A 25,614-nucleotide genomic window follows, 5' to 3' on the forward strand; every position below is an offset into this window, starting at 1 on the left:
TAATCAATCAGGTAAAAAAAAGGGCCCGCAGGCCCTATTTGGTTAACGCTACTCGGCGTTGCTTTCGCTGGCTTGACGCTTAGCAATTTCGCGCGGGTCGTTTGGCGCGCGACGACGGCGACGACGCGGCGCGCCAGCTTTGTCTTCTTTTGCCGGCTCGGCTGTATCCGTGCTGCTAGCATCTGCTTTCGCCGGTTCGACTGGCTCTGCTTGTGCAGGTTCGCTTTGGCTCGTTGGTGCAGGCGCTTGCTCGCTGGCTTCTACCGGCGGCTCTGCAGATTGTTGTGGCGCAGGCGCTGCTTTTTTGTCGCTCGCTTGTGGCTCCGCGTTCACTGCAACCTCCGGCTTGCTTTCAGCCTCAGGTTTGGCCACTGCTTCAGGTTTACTTGCTGCTTCAGTCGTAGCTTCAGGCTGCTCAACACTTGTAGTCGGCTCAGCTTTTGGTTGCTCGCCTGTCGCAGGCGTTGCTTCTGCAGCAGTAGTTTGTTCACCATTGTTTGGCGCTTGGCTTGCAGTTTCTTCAACTGGCGAGTTAACCACTTCCTCTGGCTTCGTTGTACGGGCTTTGCTGCTGTCAGGCTTGCGTGTACGACGAGGCTTTTCGCTTGCCTCTTCAACAACGGCTTGCGATGTGACTTCTGCTGTTTGCTCAGTTACCGCAGCTTGTGCCTTGCGCGACTCTTGCGCGCTATTGTCACGCTCGCGTCGATTCGCACCGCGCTCATTGGTTGGAATGCGGCCTTGGTCGTCGCGGTTTGGGCGGCGATTTGGATCAGCTTTGCGCTCCTGCTTTTTCTGCTCGGGCGCTTTGCTGTCGTTGTGCTTATCTTGGCCTTTATCGTTTGACTTATCGTTGTTGCGAGGCTTGCGGCGCTTGTCGTTAGTGCGCTGGTCACCGTTTCTATTTGACTTGTCAGTGTTGCGATCTGGGCCTCGATCATTGTTGCGATCGGTGTTACGGCCACGATCGCTACCACGGTCGTTATTACGATCGTTGTTGCGAGGTTTTTTCGCTGGCTTTGGCTTTTGCTTGCTGTCTTGTTTTGGTTTTTTAGCTGCTGGTGCGGCGCTAGTGTCGCGCTCTGGTGCTTCTTCAACAAATGCAGATTTTAACCAGCCTTTAATTTTGCCCAGCAGTGACTCAGTCGCCGGCGCCTCTTCAGGTAGCGCTTTTTTTGGTGCCGCAGCAATTTGCGATACAGCAGCTCGCTCACGCTTAACAGGAGCTTCTAGGGCTGCTGTTTGCTCTTCCGTGCTGCTCGACTCAACCTTAATCTTAAAGCTTGGTGTGTCATCACCTAGCTGCTCGTCGTCATCACGCAGGCGCACCACATCATAATGTGGGGTATGCATCTCTGGGTCGGCAATGACTAGGATATGTACATCAAGACGCTTTTCTATCTCGGTAATGGCGTTGCGCTTCTCGTTCGACAAGTAGGTTGCAACGGCGAGTGGCACTACGACACGAATTTGTGACGTACGCTCTTTAAACGCTTCTTCTTCAACAATGCGAAGAATAGATAATGCCAGTGATTTAACATCGCGAATGATGCCGTGGCCTGAGCAGCGCGGGCAAGTGATCGCACTTGTTTCACCCAATGATGGGCGCAAACGTTGACGTGATAGTTCTAGCAGGCCAAAGCGTGAAATACGGCCAATTTGTACACGGGCGCGGTCGGCACCTGCGGCTTGTTTTAACTTCTGTTCAACTTCGCGTTGGTGCTTGGCTTGTGTCATGTCGATAAAGTCGATCACGATCAAGCCACCGATGTCACGCAAGCGCAACTGGCGGGCAATTTCTTCCGCTGCTTCGAGGTTGGTATTCAGCGCGGTTTCTTCAATATCGCCGCCTTTGGTCGCACGTGCTGAGTTGATATCAATCGATACCAAGGCTTCAGTTGGGTCGATAACAATTGAGCCGCCTGATGGTAGCTTCACTTCACGCTGGAATGCCGACTCAATTTGCGACTCAATTTGAAAGCGATTAAAAAGCGGTACTTCGTCTTGGTACAGCTTAATTTTATTGGCAAACGTTGGCATGTAGGTTGAAACAAAGCCTTGTGCCTCAGCGAAGGTGTCTTCGTTATCAATCAGTACTTCACCAATATCCGAGCGCAAATAATCACGGATCGCTCGAATGATCACGTTGCTTTCTTGCAAAATGAGGAACGGAGGTGCCTTATTCGCCGATGCATCGGTAATTGCGCGCCACAAGTTCAGTAGGTTGTCTAGATCCCACTGAAGCTCTTCGGTAGAGCGGCCGATGCCGGCTGTGCGTGCAATGACGCCCATGCCTTTAGGAATGTTTAAGCCGCGCATCGCTTCGCGCAATTCGGCACGTTCTTCACCTTCAATACGGCGGGATATACCACCAGCGCGCGAATTGTTTGGCATCAATACTAGGAACCGGCCGGCGAGGCTGATCATAGTGGTTAATGCTGCCCCTTTATTGCCACGCTCTTCCTTGTCAACCTGAACAATGACCTCGGTGCCTTCAGCGACGACATCTTTGATATTTGGGCGACCTTGGAAGTCGGTATTAGAGAAGTATTCGCGTGCGATTTCTTTAAGGGGTAAAAAGCCGTGGCGTTCAGCGCCGTAGTCTACGAACGCAGCTTCAAGGCTTGGTTCAATGCGGGTGATTCGACCCTTGTAGATGTTTGCTTTTTTTTGTTCACGAAAGCCATTTTCGATGTCTAGGTCGTACAGGCTCTGCCCATCGACCAAGGCAACACGGGTTTCTTCAACCTGTGTTGCATTAATTAGCATTCTTTTCATGCAGTAATTCGACTCTTGGTTGTTGTTATCCACCAAGACGGGTCGCGAAGCAGATTACTTCACGTCAAATCTGAATCCTTGGTCGTTGTCGGGACGTCAACTTAACTCATCTTGCTTCCGACAGCTGACTCACCTCTGATTGCAGAATGGCGTTCATCGTAAATTGTGAAGTTCTGCTGATGACGTGGCATTATTAGGCAAGTCTTACGGCTCTTCCCGCTTGCGCATTAAATGCAGTTTATTGCGTCACCAGCATAAATCTAGCTTGGCACTGACTCGTGCTCGATGGATTTGCTATGTTAAATCCAGATCCTTTTACGGATACTTTCTCAATATAACAGAATGTAGCTAGGGCGCAAATGTTCAATAACCTGTTATCATAGGCCTTTGTTAAATAAGTAGTGTGGATGTATGTCGCAAGGCGTGAGATTTGTCACCATCAACGAAGATAACGATGGTCAGCGGCTGGACAACTTTTTGATGTCGCAGTTAAAGGGTGTGCCAAAAAGCTTGGTGTACCGAATTATTCGAAAAGGTGAAGTGCGCGTTAATAAAAAGCGCTGCAAGCAAACTGACCGACTCGCGATAGATGATGTAGTTCGTATTCCACCAGTGCGAGTAAGTGAGCCGAGTGCTGCCGCGCCGGCTAGTGAGCAGTTAAAGCAAACGTTGCAAGCCCGCATTTTATATGAAGATGACGTGATGATTGCGGTTAATAAACCGCATGGGTTAGCAGTGCATGGTGGCAGTGGCGTGAAGCTTGGTTTAATTGAAGCGCTGCGCCAGTTATATCCGCAACAAAAGTTTTTAGAATTAGTGCATCGCTTAGATCGCGACACCTCAGGGGTGATTCTCGTTGCCAAAAAGCGCAGTGCGCTCAAGCACTTGCATGATCAACTGCGTGGTAAAACCATGCGCAAAATTTATCACTGTGTGGTGTTGGGGCGATGGCCGGATGGGAAAAGTGCTGTGGATGCGCCACTTGAACGCTATCAACGAGGCGAGGAGCGCTTGGTTCGAGTTTCAAGAGCTGGCAAGCCTTCGGTGACGGGTTATAAGGTACTCAAGCGTGGCAAAGGCTGGACATTAATGGAAGCCTCACCAAAGACCGGTCGGACCCATCAGATACGTGTGCATTGTTTGTATGGCGGTGGTGTGATTGCCGGTGACGAAAAATACTGCACCCCAGAAGAGCTGGCGTACAGTAAATCTATTGGTTGTGATCGCTTGATGCTGCATGCTGCCCAGCTTACTTTTCAGCACCCTCGCACCGGCAAGCGCCTAACGCTGGATGCCCCAAAAGAGGGTGTCATGCTGAACTTTTAGTTATGCCGACCGAGCACGTCATAACCAAGGCTATCTAGATGTTCGCATAACTTGATGAGTGGTAGCCCAATCAAGCTAGTTGGGTCATCGCCGCGTTGATAACTGAATAGGGCGCTGCCTAGCCCTTCGGCTTTAAAACTGCCGGCACAATCAAATGGTTGTTCCATATCTACGTATGCCTCGATTTGGTCACGCGTTAAGTCTCGGAAGCCGACATCGTAGCTAACAACATCGAGGCAATGCTGTTCAGTTGTGCCTGTATAAAGGCTGGTTAGAAAACTGATCTGGTTGTTGGGGTAGCGCATTAATTGTTCAATTGCAGCGTCGCGTGTGCCTGGCTTGGTCAGTATAGTGCCATATGGGTCGACACCAACTTGGTCGCTTGCAATGATGATTTTGCCCGGATGACGCTTAGCTGTCGCTTCTGCTTTTAGTCGTGCTAAGCGCGTGACCAGTTCTATTGGCGACTCGTTAGGTAGCGGCGTTTCATCAATATCCGGGCTGTCAGCGATGAATGACAGTTGCAATCGTTGCAAAAGTTGCTGGCGATAGGGAGATGAGGACGCGAGAACTATACTCATAATGTACGAAAACCTTTGACAGTAGCTTGACCGATCCCTATCATACCGCGCCTATGTCGAAACCTGCATTACCAAGCTCACTTGAGCCACTAAAATTAGCACAAAAAGCTGTCTCGCTTTCTGGAATGATTGCCGCGAGCAAATTTGTTCGCACGCAGGAATCTGGTATCGAAGTAGTGACTGATGCTGAGGTTGAATTAGAGTTTGGTATTGATGAAGATCGGCAGCGGTTTGTTAAAGGGTCTCTTTCTGTTGACGTTGAAGTGACTTGTCAGCGCTGTTTGCAGCCGATGCGCTTGCCAATACGTGCCGACTTTGCACTAGCTATTGTGTTCTCTGATGAGGCAGCAGCGCACGTTAGCAAACAATACGAGCCCTGGTTGGTGAGCGGTGATCAAGATCGTGCTGACATCGTAAGCCCACTTGAAGACGAACTGCTGCTCGGGGTGCCTGTTAATGTCATGCATCCTGAAGCTGAGTGCAATGCACCGAACCATTACACCGCTTCGCCAACTGAGGATGAGCAGTCTGAAGTTGATGGTGAGGCTAAGCAGAATCCGTTCGCTATGCTAGCGGATTTGAAAGATAAGTTATCCTGAAAGCTTGGAGTAAACCATGGCTGTTCAAAAGAACAAAGTAACTCGTTCACGTCGCGGTCAGCGCCGTTCACACGACGCTCTAACTGCTGCAACTCTGTCAGTAGATTCAACGACTGGTGAAACTCACCGTCGTCACCACGTAACGCCAGACGGCTTTTACCGTGGTAAGAAAGTAGTTGCTGACAGCAGCGAAGACTAAAAAAGAGGAGCCTAGCGGCTCCTTTTTTTTGAGCATTACAAAGCTATGTCGCCCGAATCAAAGATTCGTACGACCTACGATATGTGCAGCAGTAGGTTTTACGAAGCGCAGCTTCGGGAAATATTTATAATTACAGCAGCCTGCAATGGGTTGTGTTAAGTCAGTAATACCGCCACTCTACTGACCTGTTCGAAATAATCACAATTGTTTTCTCAGATCTTCTGTTTACTCTGTCATTGTCCAATCGATAATGCCAACTAGATACTTATATGGAACCATTATGACAACCGCTTTTGTTTTTCCTGGTCAAGGCTCACAAACTGTAGGGATGCTTGCAGATGTGGCTGAAAAATATTCTGTTGTAACTGACACGTTCGCTGAAGCGTCTGAAGCACTTGGTTACGACCTTTGGGCATTGGTTCAAGATGGCCCTGCTGAAGAGTTAGGTAAAACAGAAAAAACCCAGCCAGCATTGTTAACAGCAAGCGTGGCCCTTTTCCGTGTATTGCAGCAAGAAGGTGTGGCAGCACCCGTTGCCATGGCGGGTCACAGCTTGGGTGAGTACTCAGCATTGGTATGTGCTGGTGCAATCGAATTTAAAGACGCAGTAAAGCTTGTTGAGCTACGTGGCCAACTGATGCAGCAAGCCGTGCCTGCTGGCGTTGGTGCCATGGCTGCGATCCTTGGTTTGACTGATGAGCAAGTTGAAGAGGTTTGTGGCGCGCTAGACGACGCAGCAGTTGTTCAGGCAGTGAACTACAACTCGCCTGGCCAAGTTGTCATTGCTGGTCATAAAGAAGCTGTTGATGCTGCTTGTGAGCGTGCAAAAGAAGCTGGTGCGAAACGTGCGTTGCCATTGCCTGTAAGTGTGCCGTCGCACTGTGTGCTAATGAAACCAGCAGCAGAAAAGCTAGCGCAAGCGCTGAAAGAAGTGAACATTACGGCGCCAAGCATTCCTGTTCTACATAACGTGGATGGTGACGTGGCTGAGTCGGCAGATCTAATTCGTGAAAAACTGATCGCTCAGCTGTACCAGCCGGTACTGTGGGCGCCATCAGTCAACAAACTGGCCGAGCAGGGTGTTGAAACCCTAGTTGAAGTTGGTCCAGGTAAAGTGTTAGCGGGTCTAGCGAAGCGTATTAATCGTGCGCTAGGTGCGCAAGCGACTGGCGATGCTGCCAGCCTCGCAAAGTATTTAGAAGCTTAAGGAGCTTATATGTCTATGCATGAGGGTCGTGTTGCCCTAGTTACAGGTGCAACGCGCGGTATCGGCAAAGCGATCGCGTTAAAGTTAGCATCACAAGGTGCTACCGTCGTTGGTACGGCTACATCTGAAGGTGGTGCGGCAAAAATTACTGAATATCTAGCTGAAGCTGGTGTAAAAGGTAAAGGTTACGTTGCAAACGTTGCGGATACAGATTCAGTAACCGAGTTATTTAAAGCGGTAACAGAAGATTTTGGCGCGCCAGTGATCGTGGTGAACAATGCTGGTATCACTAAAGATAACCTAATGTTGCGCATGAAAGAAGAAGACTGGGATGCGGTAATCAATACCAACCTAACCAGCATCTTCCGCGTTTCAAAGGCTGCATTACGTGCGATGTCGAAAAACCGTTGGGGTCGCATCGTAAACATTAGCTCTGTTGTGGGCTCGATGGGTAATGCTGGCCAAGCGAACTACTCTGCGTCAAAAGCAGGCGCCGAAGGTTTTTCTCGCTCGCTAGCACGTGAAGTTGCCCCGCGTGGCATTACTGTGAATGCTGTTGCACCTGGTTTTATCGCAACGGATATGACTAATGTACTAGAAGCGTCGCACAAAGAAGCGTTGCTAGCGCAAGTGCCTTCTGGTCGTTTGGGTGATCCAGCTGAGATTGCGTCGGCTGTTGCATTCTTGGCAAGTGAAGAAGCAGCGTACATCACCGGCGAGACGATACACGTAAACGGCGGCATGTACATGTGATTTAGGGTTCCTGTGGGTCTGATCTTGCGCATTACTGCGTTAAATGTTCGCTCGGCTACTCATGTACGACTTGTACACTGCGCGCCTCGCTCACATTTGCCTTGTACTGCACTAAGCTCAGATCCACATAACTCCCTAAATCCGGATTGGTTGAATTGTGCGGCGTTTTCGCAAGCTTTCGCCGCGCTATCATTTCGATTCAGTCAATCGCTAAGGTTTGCAGAATGACTCTTGCAAGCCTAATTAGCCAAATAACTTGATATTAAGCTGATATAAATAGGCAAAAGTGCTTTTTTGTTGATGTTTTAAGCGCTTTTGCTAGGTTTTGAACACTAATTGATCGTTTAGTGTAAGTGCTTCAGTCGTGCCTAAAACGACAGAAACTTTTTACTTGCCGTTGGCAATTGTGACCAATACACTAAGCAAAATTTTTAAATTCCTTATACCGAACAGAATAATCGGGAGTTAACATGAGCAATATTGAAGAACGCGTAAAGAAGATCGTTGCTGAGCAACTAGGTGTTAAAGAAGAAGACGTAGTGCCAGCGGCATCTTTCGTAGATGACTTGGGTGCTGACTCTCTAGACACTGTTGAGCTAGTAATGGAACTTGAAACTGCGTTCGATACTGACATCCCTGACGAAGATGCAGAAAAGATCCAAACAGTTCAGGACGCGATCGATTACATCAACAACAACCAGTAATTGGTCGTTGCTAAACGCTTAGCATCAGGCTTCGCGATTTAGTAGTCGAATATGAAAAGCCGTCCTAAAGGGGCGGCTTTTCTTTTTAGTATTTTAATGGAGAAGTGCATGAACGGCAGACGCGTTGTTGTGACTGGCATGGGTATGTTGAGCCCATTAGGTTTGTCAGTAGAAGAAAGCTGGCAGGGGATTCTTGCAGGAAAAAGTGGTATTGCAACGATTGATCACTTTGATGCAAGCAAGTTCGCCACTCAATTTTGTGGTCGGGTAAAAGGTTTCGAGCCAACTGACTACTTCGATGCCAAAGATACCAAGAAGATGGACCCGTTTATCCAGTATGGTATCGCCGCAGCGATTCAAGCGTTTGAAGACTCAGGGTTGACCGTTACTGAAGACAACGCAGCACGTATTGGTTGTTCTATCGGCTCTGGCATTGGTGGTTTGCACACCATTGAAACTAACCATTCAGCATTGGTTGATAAAGGCCCACGCCGCATTTCTCCATTTTTTGTACCAGGTGCCATTATTAATATGACGGCGGGCAACCTAGCCATTCGTTATGGCTTCCGCGGTCCGAATATTGCGATCACTACAGCTTGTACAACAGGTACGCACTCTATGGGTTATGCCGCACGCACTATTGCTTACGGTGATGCGGATGTGATGATTGCTGGTGGTGCAGAATACGCATCAACCCCACTTGGCATGGGTGGCTTTGCTGCAGCACGTGCGCTGTCTACTCGCAACGATGACCCGCAAGCGGCGTCACGCCCTTGGGACAAAGACCGTGATGGTTTTGTATTGTCTGACGGTGCTGGCATCATGGTGTTGGAAGAGTACGAGCATGCTAAAGCGCGTGGTGCAAAAATTTATGCCGAGCTAACTGGTTTTGGTATGAGCGATGATGCTTATCATATGACGTCACCACCAGCTGATGGCTCAGGTGCAGCGTTATCGATGAAAAACGCCATGGCGGATGCCAAGCTCAACCCAATTGACGTGAACTATATCAACGCCCACGGTACGTCTACCCCAGCCGGTGATATCGCTGAAACTATGGCAGCTAAATCGCTCTATGGTGCCGATGCAAATAAGGTTGTAATGAGTTCAACCAAGTCGATGACAGGTCACCTGCTAGGTGCAGCCGGTGCGATCGAGGCGATTTTCTCAGTGCTAGCCATTCGAGATCAGGTTGCGCCGCCAACTATTAACCTAGATAATCCAAGTGATGAGTGCGATCTCAACTATGTGGCACACACTGCCCAAGAGATGAAGATCGAACACGCACTGTCAAACTCTTTCGGGTTTGGTGGTACCAATGGTACGGTGATTTTCAGCAAGGTCTAATGCTTCTAATTGATGGTAAACCTGCACAAACCCCGGCACTTGACCGGGGTTTGTTATATGGCGATGGGTTATTTGAAACGATACGCTTAGTGGATGGTCGTGTACCACTTTGGTCACACCACTGGCAGCGTTTAAGTAGGGGTATGGAGGTGTTATCCATGCCTTTTTCGCCCATGCTGGCAGGCTTTCTCGTAAGCCAGCTTAACCAGCTTAAACACTGTCAAATGGCTCGCATTACCGTTACTCGCGCTCAGCAGGGTAGGGGATACGCGCCAGGTCGTGCTGCAATCAAAACGATCGTGCAAGGATTCGATCGCGCGCCATCCAGCGCGCCCGTAGCCGTTCAGATTATTGAACATAGGTTGTCGCATCAGCCAGCGCTGGTGGCCTGTAAGCATATCAATCGGCTCGATCAAGTCATCGCCACTGCTAGTTTAGCGCCTGAATTTAATGACGGCATCATGCTGGACCAAGATGGTTATGTTACCTGTGCAACCGCGGGCAATCTGTTTATCTTGCACCAAGGTGTGCTGTGTACCCCAACACTTGACCGGGCCGGTATACAGGGAGTAATGCGCCAGCTTGTACTGAATGCAGCCCAGCGATTAGGACTTGCAACGAGCGTTCAGCGTATTTCACTAGAAACCTTGTATAATGCCGACAGAATTTGGACAAGCAACGCGGTGCGTGGCCTAACACCCGTTATGCGCTGTAACAGTCAAGCTTTCAGTGTTGAGCCTGTATTGCCTGAATTATTTTCCCTGATAGAAGACGTTCGTTATGGTCGCCAAGTTATTTAAAGTATTTGCTGTGTTATTTACCCTTTTGCTTGTTGCTGGTGGTGCTGGCTATTGGTATGTGGCGAACGAACTCGCACGGGTGCTGCCAATCGAAGAAGCAGCGAGCTATAGCGTACCACGCGGGCAAACCGTTGCACGTACAGTGTATGAGTTCGAGCAGAAAGGGTGGGTAAGCAATCACCACATTTGGCGCTTGTGGTGGCAATTTAATGAACGCAGTTATTTGCATGTTGGGCGCTATGAATTTGAACCAGGCATAACGGTGGCACAAGCGCTTGCCAAAATGGAGCGTGGCGACGTTGAATTAGAGCGCATTACATTTGCTGAAGGGCTAACGGTAAAAGAGTGGCTGGCGCTATTAAACGAAGCAGAAGACCTAAAAAAAGACATTGAGCTGACGCCCGAGGGCGTTGCCGAGCTATTGGCGATTGAAGGTAACCCAGAAGGTTGGTTGTTTCCGGATACGTACCGCTATGCCGCCAATACAACGGTGAGCTCTCTACTGCTTAGGGCTAAAGAAAAAATGCAGCAGCGTCTCGATGCGGCTTGGGCAAAGCGCCCAGAAGGCCTACCTTTGGCAAGCCCTTATGAAATGCTAACGTTAGCATCGATTATCGAAAAGGAAACCGGACAAGCCAGTGATCGCCCGATCATAGCGAGCGTCTTTATTAACCGGCTCAATATAGGTATGCGCCTGCAGACTGATCCAACAGTGATCTATGGCTTAGGTGATCGTTTTGATGGTGACTTACGCCGCAGTCATTTGCGTGAGCGCACAGCTTACAATACTTATGTTATAAATGGCTTACCGCCAACGCCAATTGCCAACCCTGGTCTTGAGTCGATTGATGCGGTGATCAATGCGGCACAAACAGACTATTTATACTTTGTTGCGCGGGGCGATGGCAGCTCCCAGTTTTCTACTAATTTAGCTGATCATAATGCCGCGGTACGCAAATATCAGTTGGGACAATGATGGCCAAATTTATCGTATTAGAGGGCTCAGAGGGCGTTGGCAAGTCTACCAACCTAGCCCTTATTGCAGACATACTCGCGGCGCATGGTGATGTGGTGCAAACCCGCGAGCCTGGCGGCACACCGTTAGCGGAGTCAATTCGCCAGTTATTGTTGAGCAAGCAAGAGGATGCACCGGTACCACTGGCCGAGCTGTTATTAATGTTCGCCGCCCGCGCCCAACATATCGAGAAAAAAATTAAACCAGCTTTGGCACAAGGCCAATGGGTGTTGTGCGACCGCTTTACCGGCTCGACTCGAGCTTATCAAGGGTTTGGTCGTGAAATGGGGTTGCAAGCAATAGATCAGTTAGCTGAACTAGTACACAGCGACTGTCAGCCCGACTTAGTGATTTACCTTGATGCACCGGTTGAAGTAGGGCTGCAGCGTGCTGGTCAGCGCAGCCAACCAGATCGTTTTGAATCCGAGAAGTTAGAGTTTTTCAACAAGGTTCGCCAAGGATATCTAGCGCAAGCCGAAACGGACCCAAGTTGGTGGGTAATCGATGCTAGCCAGCCATTAGCAAAGGTGCAGAGCGATCTGCGAACTAAGCTGGAGGACTGGTTATGAGGATCGAGTGGGCATCTTCCTTAATGTTGCAGCTTGGCCAACTATGGCAAAACAAGCAACTGGCGCCGTCGCTGCTGATTACCGGTGATATGGGGATTGGTGTGAGTGAAACGGCACATGCAATCGCAGAGCTTTTTCGCTGCCGAAATCAAACCAATGGTAAGCGGTGTGGCCAGTGCCATGATTGCCGACTAATTGACGCGGATACCCACCCAGACTTTCTTCTGGTTGCACCAGATGAAGGCAAAAAGCAGATTGGCGTTGATAAGGTGCGTAAGGCAAATGAATTTGCCACCACACGACCGCAAGTGGCGGCTTGTAAGGTGATACTTATTGACCAAGCTGAGCGGCTAAACACGGCATCGGCCAACGCCATTCTAAAAACCTTAGAAGAGCCTGCCTCCAGTGTAGTATTTATTCTTGCGACCGAGCGCCCTGGGCAGTTATTGCCGACCATACGCTCACGATGCCAGAGCTATGTGGTACCAATGCCAACCCCAGAGCAAGCGCTCAGCTACCTAGATGACATAGCGCAAAAACAAACCTTGCTAGACTTAGCACGAGGGCGGCCGGTTCTTGCTGCTAGCCTAGAAGATACCATGGCAAGCCGGGAAAAGTTGCTCGCCCTGTTTGCGGGGCTGTTAGACGGCAAGCTCAATGCGGTAGAAGCGGCATCAGGCATGGCTAAGCTTGAAGTTGAGCATCTGATGACCTGGCTGCAAGCCTGGTTAGTCGATTTGGTGAAAGCAAGCCTTGGGCAGCAGCAAGCCTTACAGGATCCAAATGGATTAGTCGAACTGATTGACCAGGCGTTGCCATCTGATAAGTTAATGAAATGGGTTGATCAACAAATTAGTGACATTTCCGCCATGCGCCGGGGTGCGTCACTTAATTTACAATCTTGGTTGGAGTCAATGTTGATTGACTTTATGTCTTTGTGTTGGGGAGAGCGTTAATGATTCCAGGTGCTGGTGGGTTCATGTCACTGAACTTAAGTGACAAAGCCGTGTTGTACGCATCGTATATGCCATTTGTGGTGAATGGCGGTATATTCATTGCGACGAATCGCAAGTTTAAGATGGGCGATGAAGTTTTCTGTTTGCTGAGCCTGCCTGAAGAAGCGGATAAAATACCGGTGACTGGTAAAGTTTGTTGGATCACCCCGCGCGGCGCTCAAAACAACCGAGTCAGTGGTGTGGGTATACAGTTCAATGAAAAAAGTATTCTGGCAAAAGACAAGATCGAAAAGCAGTTGGCTGGTTTGTTGAACTCAGACAAAATCACCAGCACCATGTAGCGAGTGCGGTTGACTCAACATCATATCGCGAAAGATAGCTTAGTGATTTGAACGGGTAGGGCGTCGAGCATGGCGCTGCTCGCCTGGTGCAAAGGCATCAATTGCTACCCATTGTTTAGACTCCTCGATCGTTAGCTCAATATCCCCATGCCAAGGTAGCCCCTTATAGTGCTGATTCGACGATTGCTCTAGGTCGATGTATGGAAACTTGATGATGTCGAAGTACGGCGAATAATCAAAATCGGCTGGTACCGTTAATCTTGGATTGCGCTGAAACAGCCGCAACTCACCGTGGTCGAGCTTTTTTACCAACGGCAAAATTGGGTACTTAATTGTCCCAAAGGCCTCGGCAATCATGGTTGAGCATACTGTGCGGGTATACTGCCCAGGTTGCCAGCCAAATAGTGTTGAGCGAAACTTCCTTGGCATAATTGACCAGGGCATCATTAAGCGGGCTAAATCAAGAATCTGGCGTAAGTCATAGTCTGTGCCTAGCCGGCTAATAGCTTGGCTTAACACCACTTGCGCGTCGCTATAGCCAACAAGCTTTGGACGACACAGTCGCATAGGCCGGTTTTGATAAACATTGAGAGGTCGGATGACTGTGCCAAAGCCAAGCTCACTTTCTACAACCAGCTGTGTATCTGGCTGGGCATCAAACACTTCTTTTATTTTTCGCCGTGCCACTGGGTCTTCTACATCGTGTAGGCGACCAATGTAGAGTGCTGCGTGTGACCAGCGCGATTGGGTAACCGTACGTATGACGTTGGCGATATGTGAATTGCCCTCTACCAGCACAACGTCGCAGGGGCGTATCTCGTGGCGCAAGCGCTCAAAATTAGCCGGCTGCGCCACTGGGTCGTACCTTTGCACGCTAAGGTAGGCAACCGCCTTTTTGACTACCGCATCAATTAGCTTCATCACAGGTTCTCCAAGCTATATGATTAAGCATAGCCAGAAGTCAGCACGGAGCGATTATTTGATGCTCGTTGCAGGTCAGTTAGTGTTGGCGAATAACGCCTACGCACAACCCTTCAACGCTTAGCTCATGGCTGGCGTCCACTTCTATGGGTGAAAGCTCATCGTTTTCTGGGATTAACTGTACTTTATTGCCTTGCTTTAGCCAGCGCTTCACCGTTACATCTCCATCAACACGAGCGACAACGATGTCGCCATTTTTAACGTCACTAGTGCGATGCACGGCAATAAGATCGTCTTCAAAAATACCTGCGTTGATCATTGATGTACCCTGCACACGAAGCAAATAATCGGCTGCCGGTGAGAAGAAATTGCTGGCAACAGCTGCCCGCTGCTCAATGTGTTGTTCTGCTAGTATTGGCGAGCCAGCGGCGACGCGACCAATAATTGCTAGGCCTGACTCATTGGCCGCATCGTCGGCTAAGCGAATGCCGCGGCTAGCGCCTGGTACCATTTCGATGGCGCCTTTTTTCGCCAGCGCACGTAGGTGTGCCTCGGCAGCATTGGGTGATTTAAAACCAAAATGTTTCGCTATTTCGGCACGAGTTGGCGGGTAGCCGGTCTCTTCAATGTGGTTTTTAATCAATTGAAGAATTTCTTGTTGGCGCGCGGTAAGTTTCACACTGACCTCGATTGTTTATCTATACACGTAGTGTAAGTGTATACAATGTATTAAATAACAGCTAGAAAAAAGCCAAAATAATTTTTTCTGGCTCAATCGCGCCGTAATTCGTCTTTTACTGCCACCGGCGATGGGAAGTTTAGCACCACAATATAAGAAGAAATGGCAAAGGTAATAATGGCCGTTGCCTGTACAACGTGCGCGCCTATGTTGCTCAATACGCCCATGCTACTGGCTAAAAATGCCAGCAATAATGAAAACTCACTAATTTGGCCCAATCGAAAGCCTAGGTCCCAAGCCAAGCTTTTATTGTCGACGATTCGCCCAAATAAAAATCGAAAGACTAAGGGTTTGATTATCAGCATGGTAATGGCTAGCACGGATGCCGCGATAATCACTTGGTCGAGTAGAGCCAGGTTGAAGTTGGCGCCGAGCGAAAAAAAGAAAATAACTAAAAAGAAGTCTCTAAGGGGTTTAAGGCTCTGTGCTATGAACAGGGAGATTGGGTGTGAGGCAAGGCTTACACCAGCAATGAAGGCCCCTATCTCTAGTGATAATCCGGCTAAGTGAGCCAGTTCAGCGAAGCCTAAACACCAGCCTATGGCCAGTAGAAATATGTACTCCTGAAAGCGGTCGAAGCGCTCTAGCAATGGAATAAGAAGGTATCTGACGGCAAGCCAAGCCAATAAAGCAAGCAGTGGCAAGGCAAACAACGCCCGGCCGTAATGCAGCAAAGCAGGGGTGTCTGTGTTCATGCCAGTAAGTGCTAGCAGTGTGGTAATAGCAATAATGTCCTGAAGCAGTAGCAGGCCAACCATTAGCTCACCCGAGCGCTTGTGATGCAGTACTGTGGTTGGTAAGAGCTTTATGCCAATGATGGTAGAGGAAAACATGCAGCAGAGGCCGATGATAACGGCCTCTAAGCCAGTAAAACCAAAAGCCAAGGCAATGATCCAGCCAAGGACTGCAAAGAGGACACTGCTTAATAATGCGACAATGGAGGTTTCTTTAATGGTGCGAGCAAGCGACCTGGGCTGCATATCTAAGCCAAGTAAAAATAGCAAAAAGATAATACCAATCTCAGAGATTTCTGTCGTTAGTTCCGGGTGTTCCAGTAGTTTAAACCCATACGGGCCAAGCAAGGCGCCCAAAGCGATGTAGGCGATGATGAGTGGTTGGCGAGTATAAAGTGCAGCGGTAGCGACCACCGCTGCACCGGTAAAGATCAAGAAGAAAGAGGAGGCAATATTGGCATCCTGCATGGTGCACCAAATGTCATTACTTTATTCTTGAGGGTAAGACATCTTTTAGTTTGTTGCGAATGCCCATGATGGTTTCTTCGGTTTGCTCCCAACTAATGCATGCGTCGGTGACCGACACGCCGTATTGCATTTGCTCACGATCATCAAGAATTGGCTGGCTACCAAAGCCAATGTTGCTCTCAATCATCAAGCCAATAATCGACTCGTTGCCTTCCAAGATCTGGTTGGCCACGTTTTGTGCTACCAGTGGCTGTAGAGAGGCGTCTTTATTGGAGTTAGCATGTGAGCAGTCGATCATGATGTTGGGTTTAAGGCCAGCTTTCTTAAGCTCTTGCTCGCACATAGCTACCGACACTGAGTCGTAGTTCGGCTTGCCGTTGCCGCCACGCAAGACAACGTGGCCATATTTATTGCCAGCTGTTTGCGTGATTGCTACTTGGCCATCTGGGTTGATACCCAAGAAACGGTGCGGTGCACTGGTTGACTGCAGAGCATTGATCGCAACCCCTAAGCTGCCATCGGTACCGTTTTTAAAGCCAACTGCCGATGATAAACCAGATGCCATTTCACGGTGCGTTTGCGATTCTGTAGTACGCGCGCCAATTGCTGACCAAGTAATCAAGTCTTGTAGATACTGTGGGCTAATTGGGTCGAGGGCTTCGGTTGCTGTTGGCAATCCCATCTCGGCAATATCTAACAGTAACTTGCGGCCAATATGCAGGCCATCCTCGATTTTAAACGAGTCGTTTAAGTATGGGTCGTTAATTAGGCCTTTCCAACCCACCGTCGTTCGTGGCTTTTCAAAATACACGCGCATCACCAAATACAGTGTGTCTTGAACAGCCGCGGCTAGTTTTTTTAAGCGCTGGGCGTAGTCTTTCGCTGCTTCCACATCATGAATAGAACAAGGGCCAATAACGACCATTACTCGATGATCTTTGCCATCAAGAATGTCACGAACGACTTGGCGCGATTGCTCGATTGTTTCTTCCGCAGCGTCTGTTAGCGGAATATCCTGTTTTATTTGCGCAGGAGTAACTAATATTTCCTGTGACAGGATGTTTAAGTTGTCTAGTTGATGCGACATAGTGACTACCTAATTTACTTCACACTGTATTTGGTAGCGCGGACATTAGCTGAATTTGACTGCGTGTACAAGTAACTTTCCAATATTATGTGAGCTTATGGTTAAAAAGAAAGTTGACAAAAGTGGATTTATGAAATCTAAAGAGGGAAAGGCAGCGGTTTGGATTATAGTCGTAGGTCTAGTTGGTTTGTTGCTCTACGCCTTGTTTTCTTTAACACCCATTGGCCAACAGGCATTCGCGCAAGTTGTACAGGTAGTGCTAGGCGAGCCTGAGCCACCACCAGTGCGCCATTATAGCCTGCAGCGAGCGTTCGAAACCTGTCGCCAAAATGTATACAAAGACGCGCAAGGCGCCGACATTCAGCAAGTTACGTTGGATGCCCGCTCGACGCGATATGTAGAGAGTCGAGTGGAGTACCTAGTGTTTTTGGACGTTAAAATTGCGGATCGCGATCCTTATTGGTCAAGCTGTGAAATAAGCGCTTCAACACTCGAGATTCAGCGCTTCCGGTTGCGGGCCAGTAACTCGGGTGGTGTTGGCAATATTTTCGGATTTTAGGCATTTAGCGAAGGTGCGGCAAAGTAGGTGCGTTAGTCATTCTTCTATGTTAAAAAGTCATAGAAGAAATATTTTTTATTACTCGAATAAGGCGGATTATGAAACTTCAGCAGCTAAGATACATTTGGGAAGTTGCCCGCAATGATCTAAACGTCTCAGCGACCGCGCAGGTTTTGTATACCTCTCAACCAGGCATCAGCAAACAAATTCGTTTGCTAGAAGATGAGCTAGGCATTGAGATATTCGCGCGTTCGGGAAAACACCTAACTCGTATTACGCCTGCTGGCGAGGCGGTGCTGAAGATTGCTGGCGAAATTCTGCAAAAAACCAATGATATTAAAGCCGTCGCCTCAGAATTTTCTAATCCGCGCCGCGGTGAATTGAGTATTGCCACAACACATACACAGGCGCGCTACGCATTGCCAGAAATTATTGAGCAGTTTATTGCTGAGTTTCCTGATGTGAATTTGCATATGCACCAGGGTACGCCAATGCAAATTGCTGAGATGGCTGCCAAAGGCCAAGTTGATCTTGCGATTGCGACCGAAGCGATGGAGCACTTCTCCGATTTGGTGACGCTACCATGCTATCGCTGGAATCGGTCAATCATTGTGCCAAAAGGGCATCCACTGACACGGGTTCAGCCGCTAACACTCGAAGCAGTGGCTCAGTACCCAATTGTGACTTATGTCTTTGGCTTTACCGGTCGCTCTCAGCTAGATCAGGCGTTTCAATCTCGTGGCTTAGAAGAGAATGTTGTGTTCACTGCTGCCGACTCAGACGTGATTAAAACCTACGTCAAGCTTGGTTTGGGTGTGGGCATTGTGGCATCGATGGCTTGTGAAACCGTTGATGATGAGTTGGTTAGTATTCCGGCGGATCATTTGTTTGAAGAGAGTGTTACCCACATTGGTATTCGTCGCGGTACCTTCTTGCGAGGCTTCGTTTATCGGTTTATGGAGATGTTTGCACCGCATTTGCAGAAGCAGCTGGTGGAGCAAGCGATGGAAACGCCTGCCAAAACAAGTGTTGCGCCACTGTTTGAACACGTAACCCTACCAAAGCACTAAAAGAATGATTGCACCGCCATGCGAATGCCGCTAGAGTTTCGCCGATTTGTTCAAAATTCTATACGGAGTTTCGCATGGAAATCGCATGCCTCGACCTTGAAGGTGTTTTAATCCCGGAAATCTGGATCAAGTTTGCCGAAAAAACCGGTATTGACGCGCTCAAGGCCACCACGCGCGACATTTCAGACTACGACGAGCTGATGAAAATGCGCCTTGGCGTGTTGGAAGAGCACAATCTAGGCCTCAATGAAATTCAGGAAGTGATCGCCACGCTTGAGCCGCTGGAAGGCGCCAAGGAATTTGTTGATTGGTTGCGTGAGCGTTTCCAAGTGGTGATTTTATCGGACACTTTCTATGAGTTTGCAGCCCCACTAATGAGGCAATTAGGCTACCCAACGCTGTTGTGTCACAAGTTGCAAGTGGAAGCGAACGGACGTGTGAGCGATTACTTGTTACGTCAACCGGATCCAAAGCGCCAATCGATTAAAGCGTTTCATAGCTTGAAGTATCGCTGCATTGCAGCAGGTGATTCCTATAACGACACCACCATGCTATCGGAAGCGGATGCAGGTATTTTGTTCCATGCACCACAAAATGTTATTGATGAGTTCCCGCAGTTCCCAGCGGTTCATACTTATGAAGATCTTAAGAAAGAATTTATCAAAGCAAGTGTGCGCGAGCTTAGTATCGACTAATTGCTCTCAAGCGGCTCAAACGAGCCGCTTATTCAAGCGCCTGCATTAGTTTGCGAATTTTGGCCAACGACTCCTCATACTCTTCGTTGGCATTTGAGTCATAGACAATCCCACCACCACCATTAACGGTTAGTTCTTTGCCATCCGCTTCCATTGTGCGAATCAAAATCGATGCATCCAAACGGCCATTCGCGGCATAATAAAAAAGTGAACCACAGTAGGCTGATCGGGGTTGTGCTTCGAGTTCATCAATTATTTCCATTGCTCGCCGCTTCGGTGCGCCAGTAATAGAACCACCCGGTGAGGCGCTAAATAAACAGTCAAGGGGGCTAACGTGCTTAGCTAGCTTAGCCGTTACAACGCTTACCATGTGGTGCACGTTACGATAGGACTCAAGCCCAAAAAGTGTAGGCACTGCCACTGAACCAGGTTCGGCTACTTTTCCTAGGTCGTTGCGTAACAAGTCTACGATCATTACATTTTCTGCTTTGTCTTTGCTGCTGACTAATAGCGCTTGTGCATTCGCTTGGTCTTGCTCGGCACTTGCAGACCTCGGCCGTGTGCCTTTAATCGGGCGTGCTTCAACCTCTTTGTTTTCATTGATTCTTAGCAAGCGCTCTGGTGAAACAGACAGGATGCTATGGTGGCTGGTGGCAAAAAAACCAGAAAAAGGGCTGCCAACAGAGTTTCGTAAACGCTCATAGGCGCTGAGCAAGTCACCTTCATAGAGGGCGCGAAACGCCTGTGTTAGGTTAATCTGATAACAGTCGCCACTGACTAGGTATTCCTTTACTCGCTTGAACGCAGCTTGGTAGTCGCTTGCCTGCCAAGTACTCTGCCATGCTGAAGTTAGCTTAAAACTAGTGCGTTGGCATGGTTCTGTCGTTAGCGCGTTTTGGACTAGTTTGCGAGTGTTTGCTGAGCAAAATGGATGAAAGTAAAGCTGTGTTGTTTGATGTTTGTGATCTGTCACGATTGCCCAATCATACAGGCCAATCTCTAGCGTAGCGGCCTGGTCTGGCCACTTGCTGCTAATGTCCAATAACTCGTTGTTGTAGCGCAATAAGCCAACAAGGCCGCCGTTAAATGGCAGGTTGCACGTACTGTCCTTGGGCAGTTGTTCTTTAGCTAGAAAATCTGCCAGCTCGGCTAACGCAAATGAACCTTCGTCACTGCCTGTCAGTTTGCCAGCCTGCCATGTCCACCATTTTCGCGGCGCACAGGTGAGAATGTCATATCGGTTCTTCGGCCCATCTGCTTGAGCAGAGTCAAAAAAGGCAAGGTGGGGCAGGTGTGCTAACTGTTTTGCGAGTGGCAAAAGGGACGATTGGTAACTAAGCATGGAAACCTCATAGATATTGGCTGCAAGTTTAACCAAGGTAGTGGCAAGCGTCGAGGTAGGCCGGTTAGGCGAAGCCAACATGATTGGAAATTTTACTTTGCCTGAAAGCGTCTACACTTAATTTATCGGTTCAAGTGATAACTGACACGCAATTGTCATCTTGGCTGAGCACAGTGATATGCATAGTCCTAGACAGAGGGGCGGTTACGATGATTGAAGACTTGCATCGTATTTGTTGGCGAATATCACCAACTAATAAGTCAGGGCAACCGACGGTGCAGTTGTCATTGGTGTTCGGCACCGATGTTGACTCCCATGGCGAAGAAATGCCACTCGATACAATTGTGGCGCAGCCAGATGAAATGGGCGAAATTGATCTCAGTGAAGCCGATCGTCGGCTACTAGCGCTGACCATGACGCACATGGTTGCTGGTGATGAGTCCGATATTATGGCGGCCGATAGCTCGATTGTGATCGACGCCATCCATGTTGTGGCAGCAGCCCGATTTGCCAAACCTATCCACCTATCTTTACCAAGCCATAGTCATCAATTCGTGCAACACGATGACTATGATCTACTAGATTTGATCGCTATCCCGAGTGATACCGAATACCCGCTCGCCGTTTTGCTTTTTATTGATAGCGTGTCTGCTGATGTTGTGTTGCTTGAAGATGCCCTGGTCAATGGCGAGTTGGTGCCAAAATATAACCTTGTGACCATAGATCGAATGGATTTACGGCCAGCCGAGTTTGGCAATGTGTTTGGGCCAGATGATCAGCTAATGAATTAAGCCAAATTATATATTAATAACAATAAGGAATGATCAATGACTGAGCGAGCTCGCAAAATATTTGCCCTAGATACTAACGTACTGATTCATGACCCCAACGCGCTATACAACTTTGAAGAGCACGATGTCCTGATTCCAATGGTGGTGCTGGAAGAGCTCGATAAACTAAAAGTAGGCAGTAGTGCCGTAGCGGCGGACTGTCGCCAAGCCGTGCGCACCATTGATAGCATTATTGGAGAGGCATCTCCGCGCGAGATTGCAGCTGGCGTTAGTATTGGGCCTAATCTTGGCACGCTCAGTATTCTTATGTACAGCGGCGACGCAAGTTTGCAGCTAACGGGCATGCCAGAGCACGTGAATGACAATAAAATCATTGCCGACCTGTTGGCCATCCAGAAAAAGCGCAGTAATCGAAAGTTAGTCTTGGTTACAAAAGATATCAATATGCGCTTGAAGGCCAAAGGCTGTGGATTAGAAGCAGAGGATTATCATAACGATCAGCTGGTAAGCGACATTGACCGACTCACCACAGGCTATGTACGAGTAGCAGGCAGTTTTTGGGAAAAGCTTGATGCAATCGAGCCACAGCAAGTGTCGGGTGAGCGAACGCATAGACTGGCGCGCGATATGCTAGAGCAAGTAATAGGCGGACCGGCCTATGTGAATCAGTTTATTCTTGATGATAAAGAGTTTATTGGTCGCGTGCTGACCAGCGAAGATCAGGTGGAGCTGGAGTTACTAAACACCGGTTTGCTAATGAAACAGCATGCTTGGGGATTATCGCCGCGCGATATCTATCAGGCGATGTCGATGTATTTGATGTTAGACCCAGATGTTGATTTGGTTACCCTCAATGGCCCAGCAGGTAGTGGCAAAACCATCATTGCCTTAGCTTGTGCGCTTGAGTTAGCGGTAGAGCAAAAACAGTTTAAACGTATTTTGGCAACGCGAAGTGTACGTGGATTGGATGAAGACATCGGATTTTTGCCCGGCAGTGAAACCGAAAAAATGACGCCTTGGTTGGGTGCATTTACCGATAACCTGGAAGCCTTGCATGCTGAGGATTACGACCCGAGCTCTTCTGAACACTATGTTGGTGCCAATGTGCCGCTACAATTCAAAGCATTAAACTTTGTTCGTGGGCGCAGCTTTCAGCAAACATTCTTAATTGTTGATGAAGCGCAAAACCTCACGCCACACCAAATCAAAACCATTATCACGCGTGCGGGTGAAGGCACTAAAGTCGTTTGCCTGGGGAACTTGGCACAAATAGATACCCCCTACCTCGGTGCACTCAGTTCTGGATTGACCTATATGGCAGAGCGCTTTAAAGGGTTTCAACATGGTGCGTCTGTGACATTGCAAGGTGTGTCACGCTCACGTTTAGCCGCATTTGCCGAGGCAAATTTGTAGCTGGCCTAACCAAAGGTTTAATGCTGGTTGGCTAATAATAAATTTCTAATTAAATTGGTGTAAAAAACCGGTTTCAAGATTGTTCGAAGTGCGCTTGTTGGGTTAGTATCAACCTGCTGCGACACGAGGTAGTTATGATAAAAGTTGCGATTGTTGACGATCACGAGTTAGTCCGTTGCGGTTTGCGCCGGCTATTGGATGACAGTGATGGTATCGAGGTCGTTGCTGAAGGAACCAGCGGTGAAGACGCTTACCACATTGCGCGCGAAAAAACGCCAAATGTGATGTTACTAGACTTGAAATTGGAAGGTATTTCAGGTTTGGAAGCCACCCGAAAAATAGTACAAAGCTACCCAGATGTTCGGGTAGTTATGCTTACTGCCTGTAGTGATGATACCTATCCGTCGCGCCTAATTAAGGCTGGAGCGCAAGGCTATCTTACCAAAGGCTGCGAGTTTGATGAGGTACTGGTAGCAATCAAGAATGTTGCTAGCGGCAAACGGTATATCACAGCGGATGTTGCCCAGCAGTTAGCGCTAGAAAGCATGAACCCAGATGGTGGCGGGTCGCCGTTTGCGCAGCTTTCTGAGCGCGAGTTGGAAGTTGCAACAATGATTGCGCGAGGCGAGCGAGTGAGCGCTATATCTGACAGATTGTCGCTCAGCCCTAAAACAATTAATACCTACCGGTATCGAATATTTGATAAACTGAGCGTCAGCGGCGACGTTGAGTTAACTCACCTAACGATTCGCCATGGATTAATTGACCCTACTGATTACTAATGCCACACCCTGATTTTGATGCCAAGGCGTTTTTGACTTCGGTCACCACGCGCCCTGGCGTTTACATTATGCACGACGAAACGAGTGACGTGCTTTATGTCGGTAAGGCAAAAAACCTTAAAAATCGTTTATCCAGTTACTTTCGCGCTCGCGGCTTAAATAATAAAACTGTCGCGTTAGTGAGTAAAATCCATCATATCGATGTCACCGTTACCCACAGCGAAACCGAAGCCTTGCTTTTAGAGCAAACGCTTATTAAGAAGTACCGCCCGCCATACAACATTTTGTTAATTGATGGTAAATCCTATCCCTATCTATATTTGTCGACCGAGCACCGGGCTCCTGGGATTTTCCTACATCGTGGATCGCGAAAAAAACGCGGACGCTACTTTGGCCCATTTCCCAATACCTATGCAGTACGCGAAAGCCTAACTGTGCTGCAACGTGCATTTCAGTTGCGCGACTGCCAAGACTCAGTATTTGACCAGCGCCGACGCCCGTGCATGCAATACCAAATCAAACGATGCACCGCGCCCTGTGTTAACAAAATTAGCGATGCCGATTATCAAGCAACGGTTGCCGATGCAATCGACTTTCTCGAAGGGCGAAATCAAGCATTATTCGAGCGGTTAGAAGCCAAAATGCAAGATAAAGTAGCGGCACTCAAGTTTGAAGAGGCGGCGACCATTCGAGATCAAATTCTGTATTTGCGTAAAGTACAAGAAGATCAAAATGTAGCAGGTAAACAGGGTGAGGTGGATGTTTTTGCGCTAGAGTTTCAGCCGCATGGTGCATGCCTACATTGGTTAATGGTACGCAAGGGCCGAGTAGTGGGCTCGCGGTCGTTTTTCCCAAAAATTGGCCTGCATGATGACAAGTCGGAGCTGTTTGGCCAGTTTATCGGCCAGTTCTATTTGGCATCCGAGCGACCAGACTTACCAGATGAAATAATAACTGCCTCTGAAGTAGCAGATGCCAGTGACATCGAGGATGCCATATTCGAGCTTCACCAAAAACGCATTGCAATACGCCACAGTGTTCGCAAAGAGCGCGCGCGCTGGCAAGAGCTGGCGCAAACCAATGCACAAGAGCAGTTGGCCATGCATCTAGCAAAAAAAGAGACCATGGCTGGGCGCTTCGTTGCTCTGCAGCAGGCGCTAAAACTAGAGCGGCTGCCGCAGCGATTAGAGTGTTTTGATATCTCGCACACTATGGGGGAAGAGACCAAAGCATCTTGCGTGGTGTTCACTCCAGATGGCCCAGATAAGCGCCAATATCGGCAAATGAACATTACTGGTATTACCGGGGGCGACGATTATGCCGCGATGGCACAAGCTATTGAGCGGCGGATAAAGCGCTTACAAAAAGAAGACCGCCCATTGCCTGATTTGCTAGTGGTTGATGGTGGTAAGGGGCAAATGAACCAAACCATTGCGCAATTAGAAACACTTGGCGTGAGAAATCAGGTAAGATTGCTCGCCATTGCCAAAGGCGTGACCCGAAAGCCCGGTTTCGAAACCCTATACTTGGATACGCCGACGGTAGAAATTATGTTGCCGGGGCATTCGCCAGCGCTGCACTTGATTCAGCATATTCGTGATGAGTCACATCGGTTTGCGATAAGTGGTCATCGCAAAGCGCGAGACCAAAAGCGCTCGCAGTCGCTGCTTGAGCAGATACCTGGGGTTGGCCCAGCAAGGCGTAAGGCAATCATTCGCCACTTTGGCAGTGTGCACGGTTTAAAAGGCGCCTCCCTAAGAGAGATTGAGCGCGTAGAAGGGGTGAGTTCGAAGCTTGCCGAACAAATTTATCAGTATATAAACAGTCATTAGTGGAGT

26 protein-coding genes are annotated in these 25,614 nt (G+C 48.7%); 19 read left to right on the forward strand and 7 right to left on the reverse strand.

Annotated features, from left to right (window positions below; genetic code table 11):
• Positions 1-48: 48 nt before the first annotated feature.
• On the reverse strand, positions 49-2,778 hold the full coding sequence (gene rne, locus DUW71_RS16390) for a ribonuclease E (RefSeq protein ID WP_119396361.1): 2,730 nt from the start codon (positions 2,776-2,778) through the stop codon (positions 49-51).
• Positions 2,779-3,189: 411 nt separating this feature from the next.
• Here rne and DUW71_RS16395 point away from each other — a divergent pair, with 411 nt between their 5' ends.
• Positions 3,190-4,104, forward strand: coding sequence for an RluA family pseudouridine synthase (locus DUW71_RS16395; RefSeq protein ID WP_119396362.1), 915 nt, complete (start codon positions 3,190-3,192; stop codon positions 4,102-4,104).
• On the opposite strand, the gene DUW71_RS16400 is transcribed toward DUW71_RS16395, so the two are convergent.
• Positions 4,101-4,685 (reverse strand): Maf family protein, encoded by a 585-nt coding sequence (locus tag DUW71_RS16400; protein ID WP_119396363.1) that lies wholly within the window; start codon positions 4,683-4,685, stop codon positions 4,101-4,103. The genes DUW71_RS16395 and DUW71_RS16400 overlap by 4 nt on opposite strands.
• A gap of 53 nt (positions 4,686-4,738) precedes the next feature.
• Between DUW71_RS16400 and DUW71_RS16405 the strand changes: the two genes are divergently transcribed.
• The 11 genes from DUW71_RS16405 (at position 4,739) to DUW71_RS16455 (ending at position 13,175) form a co-directional block, all read left to right on the forward strand.
• Positions 4,739-5,284, forward strand: coding sequence for a YceD family protein (locus tag DUW71_RS16405; protein ID WP_119396364.1), 546 nt, complete (start codon positions 4,739-4,741; stop codon positions 5,282-5,284).
• Between the two features lie 16 nt (positions 5,285-5,300).
• Positions 5,301-5,483, forward strand: coding sequence for a 50S ribosomal protein L32 (gene rpmF, locus DUW71_RS16410; protein ID WP_119396365.1), 183 nt, complete (start codon positions 5,301-5,303; stop codon positions 5,481-5,483).
• 280 nt (positions 5,484-5,763) lie between these two features.
• A complete protein-coding gene (fabD, locus tag DUW71_RS16415) occupies positions 5,764-6,690 on the forward strand; it encodes an ACP S-malonyltransferase (protein ID WP_119396366.1) in 927 nt (308 codons plus the stop codon).
• Positions 6,691-6,699: 9 nt separating this feature from the next.
• Positions 6,700-7,443, forward strand: a complete 744-nt coding sequence (gene fabG / locus DUW71_RS16420) for a 3-oxoacyl-ACP reductase FabG (protein ID WP_119396367.1) — start codon at positions 6,700-6,702, stop codon at positions 7,441-7,443.
• Between the two features lie 470 nt (positions 7,444-7,913).
• Entirely contained in the window at positions 7,914-8,147 is a 234-nt protein-coding gene (gene acpP, locus DUW71_RS16425) for an acyl carrier protein (protein WP_119396368.1), read from the forward strand.
• A gap of 108 nt (positions 8,148-8,255) precedes the next feature.
• Complete coding sequence (fabF, locus tag DUW71_RS16430) at positions 8,256-9,494, forward strand: beta-ketoacyl-ACP synthase II (protein WP_119396369.1); 1,239 nt, start codon at positions 8,256-8,258, stop codon at positions 9,492-9,494.
• Complete coding sequence (gene pabC, locus DUW71_RS16435; protein WP_119396370.1) at positions 9,494-10,294, forward strand: aminodeoxychorismate lyase; 801 nt, start codon at positions 9,494-9,496, stop codon at positions 10,292-10,294. The genes fabF and pabC overlap by 1 nt, the downstream gene beginning before the upstream one ends.
• Positions 10,275-11,270: an endolytic transglycosylase MltG gene (gene mltG, locus DUW71_RS16440; protein ID WP_119396371.1), complete on the forward strand. Its 996-nt coding sequence runs from the start codon at positions 10,275-10,277 to the stop codon at positions 11,268-11,270. The genes pabC and mltG overlap by 20 nt, the downstream gene beginning before the upstream one ends.
• On the forward strand, positions 11,270-11,878 hold the full coding sequence (gene tmk, locus DUW71_RS16445; protein WP_325048590.1) for a dTMP kinase: 609 nt from the start codon (positions 11,270-11,272) through the stop codon (positions 11,876-11,878). Before mltG ends, tmk begins: the two co-directional genes overlap by 1 nt.
• Entirely contained in the window at positions 11,875-12,834 is a 960-nt protein-coding gene (holB, locus tag DUW71_RS16450; RefSeq protein WP_119396373.1) for a DNA polymerase III subunit delta', read from the forward strand. Before tmk ends, holB begins: the two co-directional genes overlap by 4 nt.
• The gene (locus DUW71_RS16455) at positions 12,834-13,175 is read left to right on the forward strand and encodes a PilZ domain-containing protein (protein ID WP_119396374.1); all 342 of its coding nucleotides are present in this window, start codon (positions 12,834-12,836) and stop codon (positions 13,173-13,175) included. The genes holB and DUW71_RS16455 overlap by 1 nt, the downstream gene beginning before the upstream one ends.
• Before the next feature lie 39 nt (positions 13,176-13,214).
• Here DUW71_RS16455 and DUW71_RS16460 read toward each other — a convergent pair whose 3' ends face one another.
• From DUW71_RS16460 to DUW71_RS16475, 4 genes are all read right to left on the reverse strand, one after another.
• Positions 13,215-14,096 carry a hypothetical protein gene (locus DUW71_RS16460; protein WP_119396375.1) on the reverse strand — a complete coding sequence of 294 codons (882 nt, stop codon included), beginning with the start codon at positions 14,094-14,096 and terminating at the stop codon, positions 13,215-13,217.
• 79 nt (positions 14,097-14,175) lie between these two features.
• Complete coding sequence (gene lexA, locus DUW71_RS16465) at positions 14,176-14,775, reverse strand: transcriptional repressor LexA (RefSeq protein WP_119396376.1); 600 nt, start codon at positions 14,773-14,775, stop codon at positions 14,176-14,178.
• A gap of 92 nt (positions 14,776-14,867) precedes the next feature.
• Positions 14,868-16,037 (reverse strand): cation:proton antiporter domain-containing protein, encoded by a 1,170-nt coding sequence (locus DUW71_RS16470; protein WP_119396377.1) that lies wholly within the window; start codon positions 16,035-16,037, stop codon positions 14,868-14,870.
• A 16-nt stretch (positions 16,038-16,053) separates the two neighbouring features.
• Complete coding sequence (locus DUW71_RS16475; protein ID WP_119396378.1) at positions 16,054-17,124, reverse strand: 3-deoxy-7-phosphoheptulonate synthase; 1,071 nt, start codon at positions 17,122-17,124, stop codon at positions 16,054-16,056.
• A gap of 130 nt (positions 17,125-17,254) precedes the next feature.
• On the opposite strand from DUW71_RS16475, the gene DUW71_RS16480 reads away from it, so the two are divergent.
• The 3 genes from DUW71_RS16480 (at position 17,255) to thrH (ending at position 19,448) form a co-directional block, all read left to right on the forward strand.
• Positions 17,255-17,683: a hypothetical protein gene (locus DUW71_RS16480; protein ID WP_119396379.1), complete on the forward strand. Its 429-nt coding sequence runs from the start codon at positions 17,255-17,257 to the stop codon at positions 17,681-17,683.
• 98 nt (positions 17,684-17,781) lie between these two features.
• A complete protein-coding gene (gene cysB / locus DUW71_RS16485) occupies positions 17,782-18,753 on the forward strand; it encodes an HTH-type transcriptional regulator CysB (protein WP_119396380.1) in 972 nt (323 codons plus the stop codon).
• Positions 18,754-18,827: 74 nt separating this feature from the next.
• Complete coding sequence (thrH, locus tag DUW71_RS16490) at positions 18,828-19,448, forward strand: bifunctional phosphoserine phosphatase/homoserine phosphotransferase ThrH (protein WP_119396381.1); 621 nt, start codon at positions 18,828-18,830, stop codon at positions 19,446-19,448.
• Between the two features lie 28 nt (positions 19,449-19,476).
• Here the strand turns inward: thrH and pabB are convergent, their stop codons facing one another.
• Positions 19,477-20,790 carry an aminodeoxychorismate synthase component I gene (pabB, locus tag DUW71_RS16495; protein ID WP_158584216.1) on the reverse strand — a complete coding sequence of 438 codons (1,314 nt, stop codon included), beginning with the start codon at positions 20,788-20,790 and terminating at the stop codon, positions 19,477-19,479.
• A 209-nt stretch (positions 20,791-20,999) separates the two neighbouring features.
• Here pabB and DUW71_RS16500 point away from each other — a divergent pair, with 209 nt between their 5' ends.
• The 4 genes from DUW71_RS16500 to uvrC all read left to right on the forward strand — a co-directional run bounded on the left by DUW71_RS16500 (position 21,000) and on the right by uvrC (position 25,608).
• A complete protein-coding gene (locus tag DUW71_RS16500) occupies positions 21,000-21,581 on the forward strand; it encodes a hypothetical protein (RefSeq protein ID WP_119396383.1) in 582 nt (193 codons plus the stop codon).
• 36 nt (positions 21,582-21,617) lie between these two features.
• A complete protein-coding gene (locus tag DUW71_RS16505) occupies positions 21,618-22,994 on the forward strand; it encodes a PhoH family protein (protein ID WP_233546179.1) in 1,377 nt (458 codons plus the stop codon).
• A 134-nt stretch (positions 22,995-23,128) separates the two neighbouring features.
• Positions 23,129-23,776 (forward strand): UvrY/SirA/GacA family response regulator transcription factor, encoded by a 648-nt coding sequence (uvrY, locus tag DUW71_RS16510; protein ID WP_119396384.1) that lies wholly within the window; start codon positions 23,129-23,131, stop codon positions 23,774-23,776.
• Positions 23,776-25,608, forward strand: coding sequence for an excinuclease ABC subunit UvrC (gene uvrC / locus DUW71_RS16515; protein WP_119396385.1), 1,833 nt, complete (start codon positions 23,776-23,778; stop codon positions 25,606-25,608). Before uvrY ends, uvrC begins: the two co-directional genes overlap by 1 nt.
• Positions 25,609-25,614: the final 6 nt, after the last annotated feature.

This window comes from Salinibius halmophilus, from assembly GCF_003577475.1.
In the GTDB taxonomy this organism is placed as follows: domain Bacteria; phylum Pseudomonadota; class Gammaproteobacteria; order Pseudomonadales; family Natronospirillaceae; genus Salinibius; species Salinibius halmophilus.

Bases quoted from the DNA above. Each gene is read 5' to 3' on its own strand.
- mltG (WP_119396371.1), top strand. From the start codon at position 10,275: ATGGTCGCCAAGTTATTTAAAGTATTTGCTGTGTTATTTACCCTTTTG.
- DUW71_RS16405 (WP_119396364.1), top strand. From the start codon at position 4,739: ATGTCGAAACCTGCATTACCAAGCTCACTTGAGCCACTAAAATTAGCA.
- fabF (WP_119396369.1), top strand. From the start codon at position 8,256: ATGAACGGCAGACGCGTTGTTGTGACTGGCATGGGTATGTTGAGCCCA.
- fabD (WP_119396366.1), top strand. From the start codon at position 5,764: ATGACAACCGCTTTTGTTTTTCCTGGTCAAGGCTCACAAACTGTAGGG.
- acpP (WP_119396368.1), top strand. From the start codon at position 7,914: ATGAGCAATATTGAAGAACGCGTAAAGAAGATCGTTGCTGAGCAACTA.
- uvrY (WP_119396384.1), top strand. From the start codon at position 23,129: ATGATAAAAGTTGCGATTGTTGACGATCACGAGTTAGTCCGTTGCGGT.
- DUW71_RS16480 (WP_119396379.1), top strand. From the start codon at position 17,255: ATGAAATCTAAAGAGGGAAAGGCAGCGGTTTGGATTATAGTCGTAGGT.
- DUW71_RS16460 (WP_119396375.1), bottom strand. From the start codon at position 14,096: ATGAAGCTAATTGATGCGGTAGTCAAAAAGGCGGTTGCCTACCTTAGC.
- DUW71_RS16400 (WP_119396363.1), bottom strand. From the start codon at position 4,685: ATGAGTATAGTTCTCGCGTCCTCATCTCCCTATCGCCAGCAACTTTTG.
- DUW71_RS16395 (WP_119396362.1), top strand. From the start codon at position 3,190: ATGTCGCAAGGCGTGAGATTTGTCACCATCAACGAAGATAACGATGGT.
- DUW71_RS16505 (WP_233546179.1), top strand. From the start codon at position 21,618: ATGACTGAGCGAGCTCGCAAAATATTTGCCCTAGATACTAACGTACTG.
- cysB (WP_119396380.1), top strand. From the start codon at position 17,782: ATGAAACTTCAGCAGCTAAGATACATTTGGGAAGTTGCCCGCAATGAT.
- fabG (WP_119396367.1), top strand. From the start codon at position 6,700: ATGTCTATGCATGAGGGTCGTGTTGCCCTAGTTACAGGTGCAACGCGC.
- DUW71_RS16475 (WP_119396378.1), bottom strand. From the start codon at position 17,124: ATGTCGCATCAACTAGACAACTTAAACATCCTGTCACAGGAAATATTA.
- DUW71_RS16500 (WP_119396383.1), top strand. From the start codon at position 21,000: ATGATTGAAGACTTGCATCGTATTTGTTGGCGAATATCACCAACTAAT.
- tmk (WP_325048590.1), top strand. From the start codon at position 11,270: ATGGCCAAATTTATCGTATTAGAGGGCTCAGAGGGCGTTGGCAAGTCT.
- pabC (WP_119396370.1), top strand. From the start codon at position 9,494: ATGCTTCTAATTGATGGTAAACCTGCACAAACCCCGGCACTTGACCGG.
- pabB (WP_158584216.1), bottom strand. From the start codon at position 20,790: ATGCTTAGTTACCAATCGTCCCTTTTGCCACTCGCAAAACAGTTAGCA.
- thrH (WP_119396381.1), top strand. From the start codon at position 18,828: ATGGAAATCGCATGCCTCGACCTTGAAGGTGTTTTAATCCCGGAAATC.
- rne (WP_119396361.1), bottom strand. From the start codon at position 2,778: ATGAAAAGAATGCTAATTAATGCAACACAGGTTGAAGAAACCCGTGTT.
- DUW71_RS16470 (WP_119396377.1), bottom strand. From the start codon at position 16,037: ATGCAGGATGCCAATATTGCCTCCTCTTTCTTCTTGATCTTTACCGGT.
- DUW71_RS16455 (WP_119396374.1), top strand. From the start codon at position 12,834: ATGATTCCAGGTGCTGGTGGGTTCATGTCACTGAACTTAAGTGACAAA.
- uvrC (WP_119396385.1), top strand. From the start codon at position 23,776: ATGCCACACCCTGATTTTGATGCCAAGGCGTTTTTGACTTCGGTCACC.
- rpmF (WP_119396365.1), top strand. From the start codon at position 5,301: ATGGCTGTTCAAAAGAACAAAGTAACTCGTTCACGTCGCGGTCAGCGC.
- holB (WP_119396373.1), top strand. From the start codon at position 11,875: ATGAGGATCGAGTGGGCATCTTCCTTAATGTTGCAGCTTGGCCAACTA.